We start from the raw sequence: 20702 nt of genomic DNA on the forward strand, positions 1-20702 counted from the left end.
AAAAGGGAATGTAAAAAAAGTCCGGATCGCAAAAACGCGAGTATAAAGGCGAACAAAGTTTGTGCAAACTCACGAGAAAGACACGAAATGAAGAAAACACGCAAAATTTTGCGCGTTTTCTTTTGATAAATGCGTTTTTGCTATGAACAAACTTCGCCTCTCGACGTACCTTTGTACGCCTTCGGGTAACCCCAAACCGCGATGCAACGCGGTTTGGTCTCAGTTTGTCCATTCCAAACATTTTTTCCTATTCCCTAAAAAAGGGCTGTAATAAATTTACAGCCCCTTTTCCGTTTTTTATATTATGCATATAATCTTGCTTCGTAAACACCGACAAATTTCTGACCGTTGGTTTTTAAGAATTCAACCTTTACTGCATCGGTTTCAACGCCTTCCAAATCAAGTGCGTTATAACGTTGGTGGTTGTCTCTTACCTCCATTACCTGCACAAACTCGCCGTCTGCATTTTTGCAGTATACATTGTAGTCGGTTACAAGCGCCTGCGCACTGCGCTCGGGACTTGTTGCAGTATTGCGGATACAAATATCCAGATCGCTGTCAAAAATGAGTACCATTTCACGAATATTCTTCTTTTCAGGAAGAGATAAAGTAAACCACTCGCCTTCTACCTGCTTGGACTGCCAGATATTGGTGCCGCCATAGGGACGCGCAAAGCCGTTTATAAGGTTTTCACCGGCAAACACCGCTTCATCGGTACCTGCTTCAAAGCAAAGCGTTTTGTGCAGTCTTGACCAACTTTCTTTCATCTTGTCAAGGGTGTCAATATCAATTAACACATCCGCATCATGGAACTCATGATAGCAGCAAACCACACCGGCAACTGTCTGCTCGGAGGTTGCAAAAATAATATCTTCGTTTTCTTTCATGCCGATAAACAGGTTGCAGGGTTTGGAAACCTTTACATCCAGCGGAAGTGTAATCCATTGAAAACCATCTGTTTTTTGAAGTTTTATGCTCTTCTCGGTAAGCAAAACAGCAGGATTGTAATTCTCGGGTTTTGCAGGCTCGGATGCGCTATAGAAAAGCTCTGTATCCTTTTTAACGCTCATAAGGAAGCGGACGGACTGCATTTCTTTTTTAACAGGGATAGACAAAGATAAACCCTTATCCATCTGAATCTCGCCATCCTTATCCGTCATGGAAAGACCTTTAACAGACGATACGGTAACAACAGCATCTTTTGCTAAGTTTTCTTTGTCATCATATTTCTTGCCTACGATATACTGGTCGTACTTAAGGAGTGTCTGCTGTAATTCCTCCAGATGATTTTCATAAACACCGCGGGGTGTGGTGTTGTATTTTTTACAAAGGTAAGACGCAACCGCGTTTGCCTGTCCTAAAGTTGCAAGGGTCGCCATAACGCGTGTTGTACCAAAGCCTACATGGGAAGTAGACATACATCTGCCCTCAATAAAGAGGTTTGAAATATCTTTCGAATACCCGCAACGGTACGGAATCTGATAAATACCTTTTAAGAATACATGCTTATTAACAGGCTCCTTAGCATAAAATCCACGGATGGCATGCAGGTCAATTGACCAGCCGCCATGTCCTACACTGTCCTCAAAATCCACCTGATTTACAATATCGCTTTCGGTTAAGATGTGGTCACCCATAATACGTCTCGATTCACGCTTACCCATAATAGGTGCTACAAATTCCAAATCATAGTTGTCTGCATCATATTCTCCGCTGTTTTTAATATAATCCCAGATGCCGTAAACTAAATTTCTGTGATGCTGAATGATGGTTTCGCTATCTTCTACATTATCCAGTTCACCGTCGATTTCGTAAAACCAATGGAATCTGCCGAAATTATTTTTGGGAATCACACGGTATTTCAAAACATCGGTTTTGGTAAGGTCGGTTGCAAACTTAGGCGCTTTGTATTCAACTTTATGTCCTACATCCTTTGCAAAGAAAGCCAGGGTGCTGGGGATAACAAACTGATCGGGTTCATCGGGTGCAATACGTTCGTTAAACTCCGCTTTTCCTTCTCTGCCATAGCGGTATTCCGCGCCCGCCATATAAGCCAAGAAACCATCGCCGGTATCATCTGCAAAAAGCGGTGCTTCAAAGGCAAAAATTTTGCCTGTTGTATTCTGGTCACCGTAAGCACGGATGATTTTGCCGTCTTCCACATCTGCTTTATACACATTGGTGTTTAGGAAAAGCTCAATATTTTCTTCGGCCAGAAGTGCATCCATCATAACGGCATCCCATATGTAACGGTTACCGTCGGGATTGCGATAAAGGTTTTCCAGCATCAACTCTTCCATAACGCCGGTTTCTCTTGCGAAATAGTTATACTTTTGTGTGCCCGTTGCACCGGATACACAAACGGTTACCTCTGCACTACCGTTGCCACCCACATAGCCACGGTTATTAATGAGCGCAACCTTTACGCCCATTCTTGCCGCCTGAATGGCATGTACAACACCGGGGATACCTGCGCCAACAATCACCAAGTCCTTTTGTACGCGTACTGCATTTGCTTCCATATTCATTTCCTCCTCTTTAGCTTTGCGTTTCAATCCAATGTAATGCACAACGGATGCCGTCTGCCGCGGCGGACATAATGCCTCCTGCATACCCTGCACCTTCACCGCAAGGATATAGACCCTTACAGGAAACAGACTCTAACGTCTCCTTGTCCCGTACAATGCGTATGGGAGAGGAGCTTCGGGTTTCGGGCGCGGTAAGCACCGCATCGTCCATTGCAAAGCTTTTTAATTTTTTATCTAAATTGAATATACCGCTTTTTAATTTTTCTGTAATACGTTCGGGCAGAAGCTTGTTCAAATCGCACTCTGCAACTCCGGGCTGATAAGTAGGCTTCACGCCCGAAAAAGATTTTGTAACATTACCTGCATAAAAATCAGATATGCATTGTGCCGGTGCATGATAGCTTTGGCTGATGTTATATGCCGTTTGTTCTATTTTCCGTTGATATGCAACGCCTGCAAACAAGTCATCACCAAAATCACGCGCATCTACATTTACTAAAAGTGCGCTGTTGGCATTTTCACCTGCCCGGTCGGAATAGCTCATGCCATTGGTGACGATGCCACCCGATTCACTCGCCGCCGCTACTACAAAACCACCGGGACACATACAAAAGGTGTAGCAATCATCCCAAAGCTTGTAATCTGCCGCTTTCAACGCAGGATGATTCCAAAACGAGCCATATTGTGCTCTGTTTATGATTTCCTGCGGATGTTCAATTCTGACGCCCACCGAGAACGGCTTTTGTTCCATGTATACCCCTTTTTGGTGAAGTAGTTCAAAGGTGTCTCTCGCGCTGTGCCCGATGGCTAAAATCACACAATCTGTTTCTATCCAGTCTTTTGCAAAAACTGCCGAAATTTTGCCGTTCTGCATTTTAAAATCGGATACCTGAGTATCAAAAAGATATGTCCCACCGAGATTCTCGATTTCAGAACGGATATTTTTCGCAATTCTTTTTAAAACATCAGTACCGATATGCGGTTTTGCATTCCGCAAAATGTCCTCATCTGCACCAAAACGTACATATTCTTTTAAAATATGGCGGATAAAAGGCGAATGAGTGCCGGTATTTAATTTTCCGTCCGAAAACGTGCCTGCGCCGCCCTCGCCGAACTGGACGTTGGAGTTTTCGTTTAAAGTATCGCCTTTAAAAAAAGCAGCTACGGTATTTGTTCTTTCTTCCACCGCTTGTCCGCGTTCAATAATAATGGGCTTTGCTCCTGCGTGGGCAAGCGTGAGCGCCGCAAAGGTCCCTGCAGGACCCGAGCCGATAATAACCGGTCTGCTTTCCGGTTCTTTTTTTAACTCCGGATAGGAAAATTCTGTTGTATCAAAGATTTTGGCATACTTAATGCGATGCAGAAGCATTTCCTCATTCTCTGCACCGATTAAAACCGAGCACACAAAATGTACATCCTGTTTTTTGCGTGCATCCGTTGCCTGCTTTAAAATATAAAATATATCAGTTACAATACGATAGGTACGCCGAAAGCGCATTTCGAACTCATAATCCGACTCGCTTAATTCTCTGCGGATGCCGTCAATTTTTATCATAGCGTACCTCCTGCGATGGAGATTGCCGCCACATATGCCGATGAAAACGCCCACTGCAGATTAAATCCGCCACAATCGCCGTCCACATCAAGCACCTCGCCTGCCACATACAGTCCCTTATGCTTTTTGGATTCCATCGTATGGGCATCAAAATCCCTTGTATCAATACCGCCTGCTGTCACCTGTGCGTTGTCAAAACCGTTGGTATCGGAGATTCTAAACTCCAGACCTTTAACAACAGACGCAATTGCCTTAATTTCGTGATTGGTAAGGCTGTCAACACCTCGGCTTAAAGGCTGAACGCCTGCACGTTTTAACACATACTGTCCGATTTTTTTATTTAATATTCCCGTAAACAGATTTTCAAGTGTCAAATGCTTTAAAGCTTTTCGCTCTGTCAGAATATCGGTAATTTCTTTAAAAGAAAGGTCGTTTTCTATATCTAATTTTAATGTTTCACCTTTTGCATCCCGGGAAACCTGTAAAACAGGCGGCCCTGATAAGCCGTAGGAGGTAAACAGCACTTCACCGAATTCTTTTCTGTCGCCAACCGTTACAAGTGCATCGGTCTTAATGCCTTCTAATGCTTTTGTGCCTTCACATTTCAGCTGGACAATGGCAGGCGCAAGAGGTGTGCAGACATATCCTAGATCGGTAAGCAAATTATAGCTTCCGCCGCCCGAAAGCTTATTAGAGGCTTTTCCGCCGGGACAAACCAGCACTTTTTCAAACCGCTTTTGTCCTTTGGATGTAGAAAGTAAAAACGCCCCTTTTTCTTTTTTGATGGAGTGTACTTCTGTTTCGGTCTGTGCTTCTCCGATATACAAACGAAGCATATCTAAAACCGAAGATGCCTGCAACGAACGCGGAAAGATTTTATCTCCCTCAGCGATACACAAAATGCCGATTTCACGCAAAAACTCCATCAGATTATACTGATTGAAAGTTTCCAGAGCAAACTCTGCAAAAGCGATATTCCCGTGATACCGGGAAAGGTTTAGCTCCATATTGCTTAAATTGCATCTGCCGTTTCCGGTAGCAAGCAGTTTTTTCCCAACTCTCGTTTCCCGTTCAAAAAGGGTAAACGGTACGCCGTTCTTCTTCAGCACACAGGCCGCAAACAAGCCTGCCGCACCGCCGCCAATAATTGCAACCGACATTTTCTTCTCACCTCCGTAACTGTATTGTATCATATTTCTATATAAAAGAACATGGACTTTTGTTTGGTATTGTATTTTTATAAATCCAGCTTTGCGCGGATGCTTTTCATATATTCACTCGGTGACTGACCGGCGTATTTTTTAAAGAATCTGCAAAAATAATGAATAGAATTAAAACCCAGTTTCTCTGAAATTTCTGTTTCTGAAAAGGATTCTTTGCGAAGCATGGCTTTTGCTTCTTTGATTTTCAGACGATGAATATACTCTAAAACAGTTTGTCCGTATTCATTTTTAAAGCTTCTGCAAAGAGACGTTTTGTTGGTGCTGAAAATAAAACATAGATTATCTAAAGCAAGCTTTTCGTTATAATGCTCTTCAATATACTGTTTAATTTCGGCAATTGGAATGTTCGTCTTTATTTCAAGCACTTCATCCGAAGCCGTCTGACTGTTACGCACCAGAGAAATCAAAAGCATTTCAAGCTTCATTTTAAGCATCTGCTCTGCTCCAAAGGGTATATTTTCACGCAAATGCATTTCTTCTGTACCGGGAATGTCGTAAGGCGGTGCGAACAGAACCGTTCCCTCCTGCATTACCTCAGAAAGCATTCTCTTTTGTTCCGCCGACAAAAGTACAGGTATTCTGGAATAAGGCTCAAGTGCTTGTGCATCACACCGAAAGCCCACAATGATTACGTTTGGTGCCACACTTTCAGTACAGGACAGAGAATGCACTTCGTTGGGTCGGTGGATGATAAGCTGATTGCACGAAAGGGTTCCTTTGTAATTTTTTGAACGCACCTCAACAGAGCCCTTGTCCACAAACAAAAGCTCGCAAAAATCGTGGTAATCGTTTTTGGTATGATACCGCCCGGTAAATTCAAAATAATGCAGATTCGCAATACCTTCTACCGTAATGGCACTTTTCATACTTTTCAACTTATATTCCATCCCACACCCACTTTTGAACAATATTATACAAACTTACTATTGTTTAAATTATACCACCCTGCAGATTTCATGTCAACACCCATTTAAAAAGCTTGTCTCAAAGACAGCACCGTAAGGCGCGAACGGTTAAGAAAAACAGTCCGGTGGACTGTTTTTTCAGTTCGTGGCGCCGCAACCAAAATTGCGCCGGCAGGAATAAGCAATTTTGTGTGTTGCAAGAGGAAAGCACACAACACTAAGTTTGTTTTTGTATGTTCGAACAAACTTGTCTCAAAGACAGCACCGTAAGGCTTAGAGGCAAGCTCCATATAATAGGCATTTTCAGACAGAACGGATAAATCAAGTATCTGTTCGGGCACCGTGTTGAACACAACGTCTGATTTTGCGATACAATCCTGCACATCAAGCATTGAAACAGCCTGAAACCCGCAAATTTTTGCAAGCAACAGACTATCTTTATGACGTGCCGCAACTGAAACAGAAGCGCCCATAGCCTTTAAATAATCCGAAAGAATCTTACCGATTCTGCCAAATCCTACAACCAAACAGCGGGAATTCCATAGCGAAAACGGAATTTTTTCCACCGCAAGAGAAATCGCGCCCTCTGCAGTAAGATACGCGTTTTGTTGCTGAAACCCCTCATCCCTTGCGTAATCAAAAGCCCGAACGCCTTTTTGTTCCGCAAGAACACATATGGATTCAGGCAACATACCACCTAAAAGCGTCTGTCCGCTGTACATGCAAGCCAAAATGTCACCAATATACGGTTTTTGTTTAAAAACACTATTCAGGTGTTTTCCGTCAGCTGTAGCCGGTACAGGAAGTACGATACAAGAATAGTTTTGGTAGACAGGCGTGCTGTCTCCGTCCTCTCCCCATCTGTCTGCTGTGCATCCTGCTTTTTTCAGCATTGCTTCAGTTGCCTGCATCCGTCTGTCCCCACCCGCAATCAAAAAATCCTTTACCATTTTCCGGCCTCCCTCTCTATAAACTATGCTCCGGCATTAAAATGGGTGAAAAAAAGAACCGCCAAGCGGTTCTTTATAATTTTTAGTTTTTAGGAACGATTTTGTCTTTTCCGCCCATGTACATACGAAGGGCTTCAGGAATCAGAACAGAACCGTCTGCCTGCAGATTGTTTTCCAAGAAAGCAATGAGCATTCTCGGCGGTGCAACTACGGTGTTATTGAGTGTATGCGCAAAATATTTATTACCACCTTCACCTGCGACCTTGATACCCAATCTTCTCGCCTGCGCATCACCTAAGTTAGAGCAGGAACCAACTTCAAAGTATTTCTGCTGACGTGGAGACCATGCTTCAACGTCGATAGATTTAACTTTAAGGTCTGCCAGGTCACCGGAACAGCATTCCAAAGTACGAACCGGAATATCTAAAGTGCGGAAGAAATCAACTGTATTGTTCCAGAGCACATCAAAATATTTCGGGCTTTCTTCCGGCTTACAAACCACAATCATTTCCTGCTTTTCGAACTGATGGATTCTGTATACGCCACGTTCTTCGATACCGTGTGCGCCCTTTTCCTTACGGAAGCAGGGAGAATAAGAGGTTAAGCATTTGGGAAGTTCCGCTTCAGGTGTGAAAGTATTGATAAATTTACCAATCATGGAATGTTCACTGGTACCGATTAAATAGAGATCCTCTCCCTCAATCTTATACATCATCGCATCCATTTCTTCAAAGCTCATAACGCCTTCTACCACACTTCTGCGAATCATATAAGGCGGAATGCAATAGGTAAAGCCTCTATCAATCATAAAATCTCTTGCATAAGAAAGAATTGCAGAATGTAATCTTGCAATATCACCCATCAGATAATAAAAACCGTTACCTGCAACAGAACCTGCGGCGTCTAAGTCAATACCGTCAAAGGTTTTCATGATATCGGTGTGATACGGCACTTCAAAATCGGGTGTAACCGGTTCGCCAAAACGTTCCACTTCAACATTTTTGCTATCGTCCTCGCCAATCGGAACGGAGGGGTCGATGATGTTCGGAATCATCATCATGATTTCTTTTACTTTTGCAGAAAGCTCACCTTCTAATTTTTCACATTCAGCAAGTCTTGCAGAATATTCGGACACCTTTGCCTTTTCAGCTTCAGCTTCTTCTTTTTTGCCCTGCGCCATGAAGTTACCGATATTCTTGGAAACCTTGTTGCGCATTGCACGCAAATTATCTGCTTCTGCTTTGTTTGCACGGTTCTGTTCATCCAAAGCGATTACTTCATCTACCAAAGGAAGCTTTTTATCCTGGAATTTTTTGCGGATATTTTCCTTTACCACTTCCGGGTTTTCTCTTAAGAATTTAATGTCTATCATTTCAACACCTCATTTATTCATTTCATAAAAGATATTTTAACATATTTATGAAAAAAATTCAAGTATTTCTTTAAATTTTAGCCAAAAACACGTTTTATTGCTTCCAGATAACCGTAGCCGTTCAAATCGTCAGGCTCTAAATAACTGCTCTCTGTCCACTCGTTCCAGCTGTTTACCGTAACCATCGGCACGTCATTTTGCTCCGCATATGCCTTTGCAAGCTTTAATGCCTGCTCAAAATTTTCAGGATTGCTTTCAGGCAGAACAGGTCCGTGGAAATTGATATATCGCGGATTGTTGTCCCACCCGATGGATACATGCGGAAAATACGGAATATGAAAATCTGATTTAATTTTGTCATACTCTTTTTCAAGGTCGGGCAAAAGTGTAGGATAGGGTTTTGTGACATTTAAAAAATGCACAAACTGATAATGTGTAAGGGACAAAAAGCCCATTTCCTCTGCCAATGCAGGAGTTACCTCTTTTACATAGCTGTCAACACCCGAAAGATTTAAGCTGTTCGTTCCCCACTTGACAAACTGAAAATGCACACCCTTAAAGCCACGCTTTTTTGCTTCTTCATTTAACCAAGCCATATTTTCCTTTGCTTTTTCCAATCCCCCAAGACCAGATATGAAATTTTGCATGTCATAGATGCTGATTAAAGGCCTTTCGTTTATGCAATAGTAGTTGGGCAACGCAAAATATTTTTCAAGCCAACGCTCACCGATTTTTTTAAATTGTGTTTCCGTTACTGCGCCCTGCCAGATAACCGTACCCGTACCCGAGTTACGAATATCCCAAGTATCATTGGCGTCATGGTTTGCCCACATCAGATAAAACTTCATTTTCTGATTGTTTTTGGCTTTTAAAAAGCCGTCATTCAAACAGTTTTCCAGAAACGGGCGGTCATCATACCAGTACCAGTCATAAATAAACACATTTACGTTATGGTCAAGTGCTGCTTCAATCTGCATTTCCATTACATAAGGGTCTGCTTCATTCACATATCCCCAGAGCGGTTTTCTGTCCCAGAAATAATCGCCCTTTGGCTTACTGTTTTTCACAGACTGCCATTCACCGATTCCCTCCTGCCAGAAAATGCGACTGCGGGGCTCATCCCCCGTGTATGCAGGCCAAATATATGCCGCAACATCTATGTTTTGCATATATTATTTCTCCCCTTCGTAAATTTTTATAATTCCTTTTGCGGTACAGGAAGAAACATCATTTTCGGAAAGTACCACAAGTTTTTTATCACAGCGCCTGTTTAAAATCAGAGCCATCGCTTCTTTAATTTGTGCTTTACCGCCAAGCACAATCGTTTCTGTATCCGCTTTATTAATTTCAACGAGTTCATCATGCAAAACAACACCAATAAAAAAGCTATACGTCTGCTTTGCAGTGCACCCATAAATATTTTTTAGGATTCTTGTTTTAAACAACGCTTTATTGACCCCTGCATTTTCACAGCAGTCATACCCTTTAAGCAGATATTCTGCATCTGTTTCAGAGATGGTTAAGTCCACCGCATCCTTTAAAATGGTGTTTTGCGAGAGGGATGCAATCATTTCGCCTGTCAGCATGGTGGAAAAATCAACGATTCTTCCCTGTGCATCGGTTTGGATGACTTTGGAATGGGATCCGGGCAGGATATAAATGCATTTGCCGTAATCAGGATTTATGATGCCCATCAGCTCTACCTCTTCCCCACGCATCATATCTGTGTCTCTGAAATCCGTGGCATCGGTTTTTACACCGCGGACAAACACAAACGGAACAGACGAAATTTCGGAGATAACCGTTTCGAACATACTGTCATGCAATTCTGTAAGTCCCGCAGGCGTTTGGATATGGTCAAGCTTACAAAGTCCGAATTCAGACGTAATCATGCCGGATGCCAGAATGCGCGTAATATCAGCTTCTGAAAGTGCGTGCTTTGTAAGCAAAGATTCTATCGCACCTTTCAGTTCTTTTTCCAAAAGACCCGGTTGTTCCATATTTGCACGGGCGCCCACACCGAGCTTTATTGTATCTTTCAATTGCATATCCTGCACAAGGCTGATTCTTGTCGTGGTTGTGCCGCCGTCTACCGTGATGTAATTTCTCATACCCCGACCGCCTTTACAAATTTTTCTGCCAGAGCGGTAATGCCTTCAAAATCATCACCATCAATGCATTGCTTATTCACAATTGAAGCACCAATACCAAAGCCCGAAGCACCTGCTTTCAAATAGGTTTTAATGTTTCCTTCGTCCACACCGCCCACTGCAAGCATTTTGATGTGTGAAAGCGGTGCTTTGACAGCCTTTAAATAGGAAGGTCCCAAATCAGATACCGGAAACAGCTTCACAAAGTCTGCGCCCGCTATATGTGCCGACTGAATTTCGGTAGGCGTCAATGCACCGGGCATAGAAACCAGTCCCAATTCTCTTGTTTTCCGAATAACCGACGCATTGGCATCCGGAGAAATAATGAACAATCCGCCGGCATTTTTTGTCAATTCCACCTGTTTTTCACTAAGGACGGTGCCTGCACCGATAAACATTCTTCCTTCAAAATGTGATGCCAGCATTTTAATATTTTCGGCAGTTTCTTCGTCTGGAACAATGCCTCTGGCATCGTATGTAACTTCAAGCAGGCGAATGCCGCCTTTATACATTGCTTCTGCAAGGGGTATCAGCTTTTCTTTTTGTACACCCCGGACAATAACAACCAATTTTTCACGCTCAACAGCCTCAATTACTTTATTACGCATACTTTCACCTTTCCTTTGCTGTTTTGTTTAAGTATAACATTTTAATTGCATACTGTCAAGAAATTCAGCTTTTCATAAGACTTAAAAAAGAAAAAAGCGACCGCCATATACGGTCGCCCAAAAAGGGAGTGTTTGAAATGAAAAACTTCATTGTAAAAGTGATTCCGGCAAGCACCCGCAGGGGGCAGTTCTGATTCAGAACTAAAGATTTGAGGAGTAATGCGAACACTTGCCGTAATTCCTTCTACACTCTTTATTATACATATCAATATGTAAATACCTTGTCGAAAATGTGAAATTTCTTTGAAATTATTCTTTTTCTTTTTTCGACAGCATTAAAATAGCAATCAAAATCATACCAATACCAAGGTAATTCAACGGCTCATCATATAGAAAAAAGCCGAAAAACGCCGCGGTAACAGGCTCAATACAAGCAAGCACCGCCGCTTTAGAGGCATTCACATATTTTAAGCCAATTGTGTAAAACGCAAAAGGTGCAACCGCCGTTATAAATCCAAACAAAAACACAACACCCGAAAGCTCCAGCAACTTTTCGGAGGCAGAAATGACTTCGATTATGCCAGGCAGATCTCCGATGCAAAAGGATACTACCGATGCAAATAAAAACGTATAACATGTAACCGTAAGCCCGCTGTTTTTCTGCAATGCAAAAGTACCGAAAATACTATAGGAGGCATAAAAAACGCCACTCAGTATACCAAGTAAAATGCCAATGAACGAGGTTTTAGTGTCCCCGCTCAACCCCGCAATGCAGGCACATCCCAAAAAAGCAATAACAGCTGCAACGGCTTTTTTTACAGTCAGTTTTTCTTTCAAAAACAGTACCGAAAAAATCATAACCCAGACGGGCGACATATACAGCAATACCGCCGCAACCGAAACTGATGTCATATCAATAGCGGATAAATACAAAGCGGACATACCGCCTACCGAAACTGCACCGCAAAGGATTAGCATGGGTAATTCTTTAAAAGATATTTTCAAGCTTTTTGGACTGAAGATTCCTGTAAAAACCCATAAAACAAGTGCAGCAGACCCAATTCTGAGTGCAGTACACTGTAGGGCTGAAAAACCAAAGGATTGTACCAACTTTAAAAACACGCCCATACTGCCCCAAAGCAAGCCCGAGAGCACAATCAGAAGCACGCCAAATTTTTTCACTTTTTCAAGCCTTCTTTCTTGCAAATGTCATTTAAAACACAAGTGTCACAATTTGCTTTTCGCGCTGTACAGCACGCTCTGCCGTGGTGTACAAGTCTGTGGCAGAAATTCATTTGTTCCTGCTCGGGCAGAATCTTCTTTAAATCCTGTTCAATTTTAACCGGGTCGCTGTTTTTAGTCAGTCCCATGCGGTTTGCAAGACGTGTACAATGAGTATCTACAACCACAGCCGGCTTACCGAATGCTTCGCCAAGCACTAAATTTGCGGTTTTTCTTCCAACGCCTGCCAAAGTCAGAAGTGCTTCCATGGTATCGGGCACTTCACCGTGAAAATCCCGAATCAGCGTTTCACAGCAAGCCTTTAAATTTTTCGCTTTATTTTTATAAAGTCCTAAAGATTTAATCATTTCTTCAATCTCCGGAACAGTTGCGTTTGCAAAATCGTAAACAGTTTTGTATTTTTTATAAAGCTCTTTGGTTACAATGTTAACCCGCTCGTCAGTACACTGTGCCGAAAGCTGAGTGGATATTAAAAGCTGCAGAGGATTTTCCGTTGTTAAGGTGCATTCTGCATCCGGGTACTCCGCTTTAAGCCGCGCAATCAACTCTGCAACATATTCTTTTTTTGTCATGGAAATCTCTCCTTTCCAAAAACAAAGTATACCACATTTCCGGTCAAAAGTAAAGACTAAAAGAAGCACTTTTATAAGTGCTTCTTTTAGTCTTCTGTTCATTCATTGTATGGTATGCTTACGCAGTACCTTTAAGCTCAATGCGCAAATTGTCCGCAATCATAGCAATGAACTCAGAATTGGTGGGTTTTCCCTTGCCCGAGGCGATGGTATACCCGAAATAATGATTTAAAGTATCCGGTTCGCCCCGGTCCCAGGCAACCTCAATGGCGTGCCGGATAGCGCGTTCCACTCTGGAGGGTGTGGTGTTATGATTTTTCGCTACGGTAGGATACAGCATTTTTGTAATGGAATTTATAATTTCAATATCGTTGACGGTCATGATAATGGAGTCGCGTAAATAGCGGTAACCCTTAATGTGCGCCGGAACTCCCACATCGTGAATAATTTTGGTTACCATCGCCTCCAAATCAGGTTTCATAGACTGTAACACCTTTCTGCTTTCCCGCTTTACCGCACTTCTGGTTTTATCCAGAATCACCTGCGGACTTACGGGCTTAACTGCATAATATGCCGCACCACTCTCGAAAATACGTGCCACAAGAATATCCGAAACAGGTGCTGACAGCACCACAAATTCGGGACGTTTCATGTAGCTGTTTTCCATAACCCCAATTGCATCGCATTTGGGTAAAAACAAATCCAGAACAGCCGCATCCGCTTTAAAGTTGTTGATGGCTTCGACAGCTGCCTCACCGTCCGAAACCACCGCCATGACCTTTACATCAGCCGCTTTATCCATAAATTCCTTTAACCGCATGCCATATTCCGCATCCGAAAACGCCAGCACAATCTTTAGTTTTTCCATTTTTCTTTTCTCTCCTTTCTTTTGATTCGACTTTACCATATTTTTCCATTTATGTCAATAATTTCCAAAATATTTGAAGTTTAGATTCCGTTTACGACAGCAAACACCCCTATTCATGCGGTTTTTCCGTCGGGAAATAATTTATTGCAAAAACGGTATTCCTGTGATATAATCATTTTTGTAATCAGCATTATTTAACTGTAAGGAGAAAAAGCATGGAAAAAAGAACTTTTATTTTAGACACCGACTGGTGGACAGACTGTGACGACATTGTGGCGGTCCGCTTGCTTTGTAATCTGCACAAAGCAGAGAAAATTAACTTTAAAGGTATTTGCATCAACACACGCATGGAGCACTCTGTATCTTCCCTTTCTGCGTTTTTGGTAAATGAAGACTTAGATTTACCCATCGGTATATCAAAAGCGCCCATTACACCCGATATGGATGAACCGCTTAAATACCAATACTTCATGAAAGATTTTCCGCATAAGCTCCAAAACGATGATTGTTTGGACGGCGTTTCTTTTTACAGAAAAATGCTGGCTGAATCTGAAACACAAATAGAAATTATCGAAATCGGTTTTCAAAACATTTTAGCCGATTTGCTGGATAGTCAGCCTGACCAATACTCCCCCTTAACCGGCATGGAACTGGTTAAGCAAAAGGTAAAAAAGCTCTGGGCGATGGCAGGCAAATGGGACGAAAACCCCGGCAGGGAATACAATTTCTACTGCTGTGCCGAGTCCAAAAAAGCAGGTGCTTATATGTGTGACAACTGGCCTACTCCCATTGCATTTTTGGGCTTTGAGGTTGGTTGGGAAGTTATCTCCGGTTCAAAACTTGAACCTTCGGATTTCTTAAAAAAATGTATGGTGGTACACGGTTCTCCCAATGGCAGACATTCCTGGGATCCCATGACCGCCCTCTATGCTTACATCGGAGATGCGGAAAAAGCCGGCTACAAAGAAGTGTTTGGCAAAGCAACCGTAAATCCCACAGATGGCTCCAACACATTTGTCGAAGACCAAAACGGTCCCCACAGCTATGTCATTCCACTCTTTGACAAAGCCTACTATGCAAATCAGATTGATGATTTACTGTAAAAAATAAGTTCCCGGTCGGGAACTTATTTTTTTATGCTTGAATGTGCTTGTAAACATCTTCAATAAAGTCAAGATAGCTTTGTGCGTTTTGGGGCATACGGTCAAAACGGATTGTGCCGAAGTGCTTTTCTGCGAGTTGTTTGGTTTCAGCTTTACCAATCTTTTTTTCTAAAAGAGACAAAAGACGAATATCGTTAAGTGCCTCTGCAAAAAGCTTTTGGCGTATCGACTGATACGCTGTTCCATCCATTGCAGGGTATACAAAATAAGAAGTGCCTGCCAGTGCGAAACCTCCCGAAGGATTTAAGGCAGGGTTAAACAGATACTGACTCTGAATTCCGTAATAATTGTTATATCCCCAATGTAAAAATCCTTTGATAGCAAAATAATACAGATGCATGCCCATTACGCGGTTTCTTTCTCTTTGAAGCGGAATGATGCGGTTTGCTTTTCCGCCGTTAACATCTCCGCCGATATAATATGCCCATAAATTTTTGCATTTACCGATAAAATCATGCACATGGCTCGTACCGGCAATCGGCATATCGCAAAGCCCCTGTTCGTAAAACGCCACACAACTCATGGCGTCGCTCACCAAGTAGCCTTTAAGCATATCTATAACACTTTGCCGTGCCGCTTTGTAGCTTTCAATATTTCCGTAATTCGGCTCATCCGAAATGTGAAACATCACTCTGTTGGTTAACTTTTCTCGTTCAAAGAAAGCTTTGACTGCTGTTAAATACTGTTTCAAAAACGCATGATACTTCTTCCCTGTTGCTTTGGTGTGCCACCCGAACATTTTCTTTTCTTTTCCGTTTTCGGTGACAATAATTTTCGGTGCCGCTGCAGCACCCCACTGGGTAAACAGATGTACATGCTCAAAATAACGAATGCCTGCTTTTTTACAGATATCTATAAACCGTTTCATTAAGCTGAAATCGAATGAATAGTTCGAACCGCTTTTTATAATCTGCACCAGCTGTACGGTCATCCGTTCTCCGCCGGGCGGTGTATCAAGCGGTGGTGTAAATGCAGGCAAAAGAATCATATTCATGCCGTTTCGTGCTGCCTTTTCCACATAGTCTTTCATAATTTCAAAATACCGATCTGAAAAAACGGGTACATTATATGTATCTGCCAAACAATCATGATGAAACCAGTTTGTATACATCAGTTTTTGTACGGGAAGCTTATCAACAAGCACCTCCACCGCAATTTTATCTTCCCCCACCTTCTCGTTTCTTATATCGTACAAAGCGAGCTTAATTTCATATTCCCCTGCCTTTAATGGCTTTTGAAATTCGTTTACACAAAACCATAACGCCTGCCAGCTGTCGTCATAGGCACGAAGAGAAACAGATTCTCCTTTTTCCGTATACATTTCCTGCTTTCCTGCATCCAAAAAACAAACCAAAACCGGATTTGTTTTTTTGGGAAGCAGAATATCGGGATACAACCCTGTTGGCATATCGGTATCCACCAAAGAGGTATTTAAAACAGGTACACAGTTTTGATAATACAGCGTAACAGGCAGTACCGAATCAACACGAATAAAGAAATCGGTGCTGTGACAACTGTTGTCAGTTATTTTGAAAGCCAACTGGAAATTAATGGCTTGGTTTTTACACATATAAAAGCGCCTCATTTGCTTGTCTGTCGGTTCCTTGTCCGGGAAAATCGCAGTCAGACTACTGAATATGCCGGTTTCAATCATAGTATTGTTTCTCCTTTCAACAGCACCTGCTGCACCATAAAATTCTTGTCCAGAAGAACCATATCGGCATCATAACCTTTTTTTATCTCGCCTTTATTATGAATGCCTAAAATTTTGGCAGGTGTTTTAGTCAGCATTTTAACAGCCACAGGTAAACTGATGCCGTAATAATTCACTGCACGTTCCAAAAGCATATCTGCAGTTACAATGCTTCCTGCAAAGGATGACCGGTCCGGAAGCTTTGCAACGCCATCTTCAATAATGATGCGGTTTTCGGGCATCTTTTCTCCCAAAAAGCTTTCGGTTACGTCGGTCCCTGCCGGACAAAGTGCATCGGTGACAAAAGCAACCTTATCAACGCCTTTTATTTTAAGTGCCAGCGCTATAGCTTCTTTTGCAACATGCTTGCCGTCTGCAATCAGCTCAACAGAAACTCTGTCATCTAAGTATGCCGCCTCGATAACACCGGCTTTAACCTCCTGCCCGATTTTTCGGATGCTCGGCGTTGCACTATACAGATGCGTGATATGCGAAAATCCCATATTGAATGCCGATAAAGCTGTTTCACAAGTTGCATCACTATGTCCGACCGAAAGCCAAACGCCATTTTCAATCATTCTTTTACAAAAATAGTCCATGCCTGCAAGTTCCGGTGCGGCGGTTATGCGTTTGATAATCCCTCTGCCCTGTTCTATAAGCATATCTGTTTCCCATTGCTCCGGCGCATGCAACAGATGTGCCTTATGCGCCCCCCTCTGATTGACCGAGATAAACGGACCTTCTAAGTGAACACCGTAAAAATTAGGACATTGGGATGCGTATTTTTTATAAGTCTGCAAAAGCTTCAAGACATCGGTAAAGGGCGCAGAGACCGTGGTGGGCAACATAGTTGTTGTCCCTTTTTGCAGATGTGTCCGCGAAATGGTTTCAAAAGCCGTTTCCGTGCAATCCATAAAATCATATCCACCGCCACCATGCAGATGTATATCAATAAATCCCGGTAAAACATATAGACCCGAGGCATCTATTACACTGCAATTTTCGGGAACCTCACCCTTAAAATCTGTATTTTCTATAATACCGTCCTTTAAAAGGATATCTTTCTTTTCAATTTTATCTCCGATAACAAGTCCGTTTTTTATAAGTATATATTTCATATTATTTGTTGTACACCCGAATTTCAGGAACAGGAGAAGCAAGTGCGACTTCCGTTGCATAAAGCATCGCATCCGGATGATTCTGAAACAGCGAACAAGGCACCTTTGCAGTAACTTCACCATGCAAAACCTTGCGAAGTGCTCCGGCATTCCAATCGCGGGGCATACACATACGCACTTTTTTTGCCATAAACATTTCTTTCATACCCACAGTAATGCAGTATCTCGGGATTGCATTCAAATCACCCCCACAATTCATAAAAGAATTGATGGTACGCGTTTCCCGTGAAACCTCTAAAACTCTTGTGGGACGGCTTAAAAACTCCTCGTTGCTAAACGGTTCATCCCCGTATGGCGGTTCGTTAAAGGCATAATGACCGTTGATACCGATACCGCCGAACACCATATCCAGCTTTCCGTATTTTTCGATTATCTCCAAGACCTTGTCGGGATTGTGCGGATCGGGAAAATATCGGTTTTCGTGAAGAACATTTAATTCTTCATCAATCTTCGAGTAAAATATACGATTCATACCTCCTCGGAAGGACAACGGGTCATTTTCATCTATGTATTCCTTATCATCGGTTAAATACTCGTCCATATTGATAAAAACACAGCTTCTTAGGCTTACTCTGTACTTGTTTACAAGATATACAAGTCGGCTGTATGGACCGATAGGTCCGTAAGGCACGACCATAACAGTCATCTCCCCTTTTTTATTGTTTTCGTCAATGGTTTCAAGCACTTCAATGGCAACCTTCCAGTACATATCCACCTCGGTATCGCAAACGTTTAACCGGATGTTGCTTCCTTTTCCCAAATCTTCCCTATTAATTCTGTTAATATCCATAAGTTTTACGCCTCCTTTTTTTAATTATAAAATAGTGCTTTAAAAAAGTATATATCATCTGTTGCTGAAAATTAGCACTTTTCTGCTATTGACATCCTCGCGCCTCTCATGTAAAATGTGTATGAGGTGGTTCAAATGCAAGCATTCAGTTCTGAAAGGGTTTCGGACAAATACCTGCTTTTAAACAGCTGCGGAATGCAGGACATATACGGATATGATGCAGGAAGTTTACGCGTAAACGGCAGAAGAGATTATCATCTTTTGTATATTGCCGAAGGTATGTGTTTTGTTCGTATCAACGGTGAAACACATAAGGCCCCAAAAGGCTCTGTGATTATATATCCGCCGGGGCAACGTCAGGAATATTTTTTTAAAAAAGAACATCCGTCCAAATCCTATTATATGCATTTTACAGGAAGCGCCTGCTCTGAAATTCTTACAGATTTAGGGTTGACAAACCCTATTTATTACACCGCAGGAAGTCTCGGTATCGTCAATCTTTACGACACGCTCATTGCAGAATTTTATGTAAAGGACGACTATTCAGAATACGCATGTCACAGCATTCTTTTACAATTGCTTACCACGATCGCAAGAGTCGTCAAAGAAAATGTGCCTGAAAAAACAGCTGCAAGAACACAGATTCAGGAAATTTGTAAGCACATTTACGCTTCTGCACGGCAAAACAAATCCATTGCGGATTACGCGAAAATATGTAATTTAAGCGAAAGCCGTTTTTCACATCTGTTCCACGAAATCACAGGCACAAGCCCTAAGCAGTATATCTTAAATGCTAAAATTGAAATTGCCAAGGAGCTTCTGAAAAATACCGAGCTTTCTGTCGCGCAAGTCGGCGAACAAATCGGTTTTTCGGATCAGAATTATTTCAGTCGTATTTTCAAGAAAAATGTTTTTCTGTCCCCTTCCGCCTATCGGCTTGTACAAAAAAAAGATTAAGTCTTGCGACTTAATCTTTTTTAGCCTTATATGTTAAGCAGTATAACCGATAAAACGCCACAGGCAAAGCCCCAGAGCTGTGCTTTGGTCAGGTGTTCTCTATAAATCAGTTTCGACACAAAAAATGTGATCACAATACCCCCTGCCGAAATAATCGGAAACATCAAAGATACAGGGAAATTTTTGCTGTTTAGCAGCATAACCAGCATATTGACAATGCCGTTTGCAATACCGCCTGCCAGAGCCATCCACCAGCCGTTTTGGGCAAAGCTTTTCCAATCTGACCGTTCGGTTACAAATGACCAGCTACAAAGTGTAAGCACTACAATTGCAAGAGCGATAATCATAAACTCGTTTTCAAAAACGTTTCCGTATACCACCTGATGCATCTTCTGCGTGGTAGAGCACATGCCGTTTCCGACAAGTGCCAAAAAAGCATAGATAAACCATTTAAAAGAAATAGTGGTATCTGCCGCTTTTTTATTAATTAAAAAAAGAGAAACAACCAAAAGCAACAGTCCGGGAATCAGACCGATGCTGACGGGGTCGTTCAAAAAAACAAGACCGTAAACAGTTGGAATCATCAGTGAATACGATACCATTAAAGCCGTTAAGGACAAGGGTCCGCAAGACACCGCAAGGGTTGAAAAAACATTTGCGGCTGCAAAAGACACTGCAAAACCCAGCGCATAAGGGAAAACGCCCGATTCCCATCGAAAGCCTTCGCTTAAAGCTACAAAAAAGAGCATCGCCACAAAGCTTAACAATGCTGCGTAAAAAATCGAGCCTTTTCCGTTTGTTTTATCCGAAAAAGCTTTTCTTGCAACATTCTGGATTGCTACACCCAGGACAACTATCGTTAAATAAAATGCATTCATAACTTCCCTCCTGCTTCTATTATACATAACTTCTCTTTATTTGCAATAAAAAATTTTCCCGTAATATTGC

At 42.2% G+C, this 20702-nt stretch carries 18 protein-coding genes; 2 read left to right on the plus strand and 16 right to left on the minus strand.

Features of this window, described 5'->3' with window-relative positions; genetic code table 11:
* Window positions 1-302: 302 nt before the first annotated feature.
* The 12 genes from IJE10_03690 to spo0A form a co-directional block, all read right to left on the minus strand.
* Window positions 303-2522: an FAD-dependent oxidoreductase gene (locus IJE10_03690; GenBank protein MBQ2967209.1), complete on the minus strand. Its 2220-nt coding sequence runs from the start codon at window positions 2520-2522 to the stop codon at window positions 303-305.
* Between the two features lie 16 nt (window positions 2523-2538).
* Window positions 2539-4083 (minus strand): FAD-binding protein, encoded by a 1545-nt coding sequence (locus tag IJE10_03695; GenBank protein ID MBQ2967210.1) that lies wholly within the window; start codon window positions 4081-4083, stop codon window positions 2539-2541.
* Window positions 4080-5243 carry an aminoacetone oxidase family FAD-binding enzyme gene (locus tag IJE10_03700; protein MBQ2967211.1) on the minus strand — a complete coding sequence of 388 codons (1164 nt, stop codon included), beginning with the start codon at window positions 5241-5243 and terminating at the stop codon, window positions 4080-4082. Before IJE10_03700 ends, IJE10_03695 begins: the two co-directional genes overlap by 4 nt.
* A 77-nt stretch (window positions 5244-5320) precedes the next feature.
* Entirely contained in the window at window positions 5321-6193 is an 873-nt protein-coding gene (locus IJE10_03705; protein ID MBQ2967212.1) for a helix-turn-helix transcriptional regulator, read from the minus strand.
* 83 nt (window positions 6194-6276) lie between these two features.
* Window positions 6277-7161, minus strand: coding sequence for a hypothetical protein (locus IJE10_03710; GenBank protein MBQ2967213.1), 885 nt, complete (start codon window positions 7159-7161; stop codon window positions 6277-6279).
* Between the two features lie 82 nt (window positions 7162-7243).
* Window positions 7244-8533, minus strand: a complete 1290-nt coding sequence (gene serS / locus IJE10_03715; GenBank protein MBQ2967214.1) for a serine--tRNA ligase — start codon at window positions 8531-8533, stop codon at window positions 7244-7246.
* Between the two features lie 77 nt (window positions 8534-8610).
* On the minus strand, window positions 8611-9702 hold the full coding sequence (locus IJE10_03720) for a glycoside hydrolase family 99-like domain-containing protein (GenBank protein ID MBQ2967215.1): 1092 nt from the start codon (window positions 9700-9702) through the stop codon (window positions 8611-8613).
* A 3-nt stretch (window positions 9703-9705) separates the two neighbouring features.
* On the minus strand, window positions 9706-10644 hold the full coding sequence (locus IJE10_03725; protein ID MBQ2967216.1) for a 2-dehydro-3-deoxygalactonokinase: 939 nt from the start codon (window positions 10642-10644) through the stop codon (window positions 9706-9708).
* Complete coding sequence (locus IJE10_03730; GenBank protein MBQ2967217.1) at window positions 10641-11291, minus strand: bifunctional 4-hydroxy-2-oxoglutarate aldolase/2-dehydro-3-deoxy-phosphogluconate aldolase; 651 nt, start codon at window positions 11289-11291, stop codon at window positions 10641-10643. The genes IJE10_03725 and IJE10_03730 overlap by 4 nt, the downstream gene beginning before the upstream one ends.
* A gap of 309 nt (window positions 11292-11600) precedes the next feature.
* Entirely contained in the window at window positions 11601-12473 is an 873-nt protein-coding gene (locus IJE10_03735; protein MBQ2967218.1) for an EamA family transporter, read from the minus strand.
* Window positions 12470-13105 carry an endonuclease III gene (gene nth / locus IJE10_03740; protein ID MBQ2967219.1) on the minus strand — a complete coding sequence of 212 codons (636 nt, stop codon included), beginning with the start codon at window positions 13103-13105 and terminating at the stop codon, window positions 12470-12472. Before nth ends, IJE10_03735 begins: the two co-directional genes overlap by 4 nt.
* A 118-nt stretch (window positions 13106-13223) precedes the next feature.
* On the minus strand, window positions 13224-13973 hold the full coding sequence (spo0A, locus tag IJE10_03745; GenBank protein MBQ2967220.1) for a sporulation transcription factor Spo0A: 750 nt from the start codon (window positions 13971-13973) through the stop codon (window positions 13224-13226).
* A gap of 215 nt (window positions 13974-14188) precedes the next feature.
* On the opposite strand from spo0A, the gene IJE10_03750 reads away from it, so the two are divergent.
* Entirely contained in the window at window positions 14189-15076 is an 888-nt protein-coding gene (locus IJE10_03750) for a hypothetical protein (GenBank protein MBQ2967221.1), read from the plus strand.
* Between the two features lie 31 nt (window positions 15077-15107).
* Here IJE10_03750 and IJE10_03755 read toward each other — a convergent pair whose 3' ends face one another.
* Genes IJE10_03755 through IJE10_03765 form a run of 3 tightly spaced genes read right to left on the minus strand, consistent with a single transcriptional unit; the run spans window position 15108 to window position 18797 of the window.
* Window positions 15108-16790 carry a DUF4091 domain-containing protein gene (locus IJE10_03755; GenBank protein MBQ2967222.1) on the minus strand — a complete coding sequence of 561 codons (1683 nt, stop codon included), beginning with the start codon at window positions 16788-16790 and terminating at the stop codon, window positions 15108-15110.
* Window positions 16787-17947 (minus strand): N-acetylglucosamine-6-phosphate deacetylase, encoded by a 1161-nt coding sequence (gene nagA / locus IJE10_03760; protein ID MBQ2967223.1) that lies wholly within the window; start codon window positions 17945-17947, stop codon window positions 16787-16789. Before nagA ends, IJE10_03755 begins: the two co-directional genes overlap by 4 nt.
* A gap of 1 nt (window position 17948) precedes the next feature.
* On the minus strand, window positions 17949-18797 hold the full coding sequence (locus IJE10_03765; protein ID MBQ2967224.1) for a glucosamine-6-phosphate isomerase: 849 nt from the start codon (window positions 18795-18797) through the stop codon (window positions 17949-17951).
* Window positions 18798-18932: 135 nt separating this feature from the next.
* Between IJE10_03765 and IJE10_03770 the strand changes: the two genes are divergently transcribed.
* Window positions 18933-19754 (plus strand): AraC family transcriptional regulator, encoded by an 822-nt coding sequence (locus IJE10_03770; GenBank protein ID MBQ2967225.1) that lies wholly within the window; start codon window positions 18933-18935, stop codon window positions 19752-19754.
* A gap of 26 nt (window positions 19755-19780) precedes the next feature.
* Here the strand turns inward: IJE10_03770 and IJE10_03775 are convergent, their stop codons facing one another.
* Entirely contained in the window at window positions 19781-20632 is an 852-nt protein-coding gene (locus IJE10_03775; GenBank protein MBQ2967226.1) for a hypothetical protein, read from the minus strand.
* Window positions 20633-20702: the final 70 nt, after the last annotated feature.

Source organism: Clostridia bacterium, assembly GCA_017410375.1.
In the GTDB taxonomy this organism is placed as follows: domain Bacteria; phylum Bacillota; class Clostridia; order RGIG6154; family RGIG6154; genus RGIG6154.